This window comes from Nitrospira sp. BLG_1, from assembly GCF_047338595.1.
Lineage (GTDB): Bacteria > Nitrospirota > Nitrospiria > Nitrospirales > Nitrospiraceae > Nitrospira_D.
Genome location: NZ_JBLFBO010000103.1, coordinates 1 through 2614, shown reverse-complemented (window position 1 = coordinate 2614; position 2614 = coordinate 1). Strand labels below are relative to the sequence as shown.

The following is a 2614-nucleotide window of genomic DNA, read 5'->3' as shown; positions in this document are numbered from 1 at the left end:
TCTGGAGAGCCAGCCAGCAGATCGTGTTCCGCTACGATGTGATCCCTGGGCCAAAAGTGTTTGAGACCCAGATCCACGGGAAGCGATTTGAGATGTATAACGACACGGTCCTGGGCTTCAATAAGTCCGGGAAGGAAGTGGCCCGTATTCAAGTGGAAGAGCCGATCTACATTCGGCCGGCCGAACGGGTGACCTGGTTATAAGTCAGGAAGCACCAGAGAGGTAGGAAGAGGGGTGGGGTTCCAAACAGGGGCTCCACCCCATCTTTTTGAGACCAGCGCGTTTGCGAGCCGCATAGTTTCCGGTTCACCACCCTTCGAAGGCCAAATGGGTTACAGTCCTTCTCGATTGCTCACGTGGCATAGGCCACACAAGTGGCCTATGCTTCTGCTGGGAGGAGTGGTGTGCCTGGCTCGTTTTCCGGTGCTGGAGCCGATTGATGTTCTGCGGCGATCAACAAGTAGAACACTGGGACCACAAAGAGGGTAAAGAGGGTGCCGACCGTCATGCCGGTGACGAGCATCATACCGATGCTATTGCGAGCCGCCGCTCCAGGCCCTGAGGCGAGCACCAGGGGGAAATGGCCGAAAATGGTGGCGGCCGAGGTCATCAACACCGGTCGCAGTCTGGTTAACGAGGCTTCGCGGATGGCGGCAAGTCTCGACAGCCCTCTGGCCTGTAGCTGATTGGCAAACTCCACGATGAGAATCCCGTTCTTGGCGATGAGGCCGACTAATGTAATCAGCCCGACCTGAGAATAAATATTGATGGTCGTCAGATCGAGAAAGCTGACCACCAATGCGCCGGAGATAGCGAGCGGGACCGAACCAAGAAGCACGATCAGCGGATCGCGGAAGCTTTTGAACTGGGCTGCCAGGACCAAATAAATCAGGACGACGGCAAAGCCGAGAGTGACGGTGAGGGCTGCCCCTTCCTGACGGAGCTGGCGCGATTCGCCGGCATAGTCGAGGATGATTCTTGGGCCGACCGCCATCGCGGCCTCTTCGAGCACCCGCAGGCCTTCTTCTTTAGTGGCGCCCGGTTTGAGCCCACCGAAGATGCGGACGGCGTTCCGCTGCTGGAAGCGGTTCAAGCTGCGTGGCGCTGTGCTCGTTTCGATGTGGGCGAAGGTTGAGACCGGCACCAACTGGCCGCCTGGCGTCTTGATCTTCAAGTCCAGCAGCGGGTCGATCGTCGCGCGGTCTTTGTCGCCGAGTTGCGGGATGACTTTGTAGCTCCGGTCGAAGTAGTTGAACCGGTTGACGTAGGCCCCGCCGAGCATGGTGCCAAGCTCACGGCCGACTCCGGCTAAATCGAATCCCAAGTCTGCGAGTCGCTCACGATCCAGCACGACCCTGGCTTGCGGGAGGTCGATCTTGAGGTCGGTGTCCACGTAGAGGAACTTGCCGCTTTGCCAGCCTGCGCCTAAGAGAGTACCAACGGTTTCAAGTAGTTGCTCAGCGGGTGCGTCGGATTCAAGAATGAGCTCGACGTCGTATTGTCCCGGAGTCGGAAGCGGTGGATCGAGTCGGGGGAAGACCCGCAATCCCGGGACTTGGGAGACTGCCCCATACACATCGTTGTACATGCCTTCCGTCGAGCGGGCTCGATCGTGCCAATCCTTCGCGACGATCCCGCCGAATCCGCCCCATGCGGTAGTGAGCGACCAGGTGTAGTCTGTTTCAGGGATGGCGGTAATTGCTTTGACGATCTGGAAGTGTTGACGGTTCGTCGCATGCACCGTGGAATCCGGTGAGGCCTCGAAGAAGAGACTGATGTGGTTCTGGTCCTCTACGGGAGCCAGCTCCTGACGGGAAAAGTGATAGAGCGGCCAGGCTGCGATCATGATGAAGACGGCAGCCGCCACGATTCCTCCGTTCATTGTGAGAGCGCCATTAAGCAGTGTGGCATAGAGTCTCCGCGCTTCTTCGAACCGTCGGTTGACGAACGCGGTCAATCGACCTTCTTTGCCCTGAGGATGGACAAATCGTGAACTCATCACAGGCGAGAGCGTGATGGCGACGACCCCGGACAAGACCACGGCGACGGCCAGTGTGATGGCAAATTCGAGGAACAGGGATCCGGTGAGCCCTCCCTGAAAGCCGATGGGCGCATAGACGGTGGCGAGGGTGATGGTCATGGCGATGATAGGACCAAGCAGTTCACGTGCGGCTGCTCGTGCGGCTTCAATTCTGGATTTGCCAAGACGCACGTGCCGTTCTACGTTCTCTACGACGACGATGGCGTCGTCCACAACCAGCCCAACGGACAACACAATCGCGAGTAGCGTGAGCAGATTGAGGCTGAATCCAAAGGCGGTCAGGAAGAGCGCGGCTCCGATCAACGAGACCGGTATCGCCACCAGCGGGACAAGAGCCGTGCGGACTGATCCCATGAAGAGAAACACCACCACGGCGACGATCAGAATTGTTTCGGACAGCGTCTTGGAGATTTCCGTCAGAGCATTCCGGATGAACATGGTGCTGTCCCAGACGAGTTTCATGTCGATATCGCTCGGCAACGTCGGACGAATTCGGTCAACCTCGTCGCGCAGGCGGTGCCCGACCTCGATCTCGTTGACGCCGGGGACCGCCCAGATACCGAGGTACACGCC

General features: G+C 58.6%; 1 protein-coding gene and 1 pseudogene. One reads left to right on the top strand and one right to left on the bottom strand.

Annotated features, from left to right (window positions below):
* Positions 1-203 (top strand): annotated as a pseudogene (locus ACMTNU_RS20425) (nitrate oxidoreductase subunit beta); the annotation flags it as partial.
* 176 nt (positions 204-379) lie between these two features.
* Here the strand turns inward: ACMTNU_RS20425 and ACMTNU_RS20420 are convergent.
* A partial coding sequence (locus ACMTNU_RS20420; RefSeq protein ID WP_413937134.1) for an efflux RND transporter permease subunit occupies positions 380-2614 on the bottom strand: 2235 nt, incomplete at its 5' end.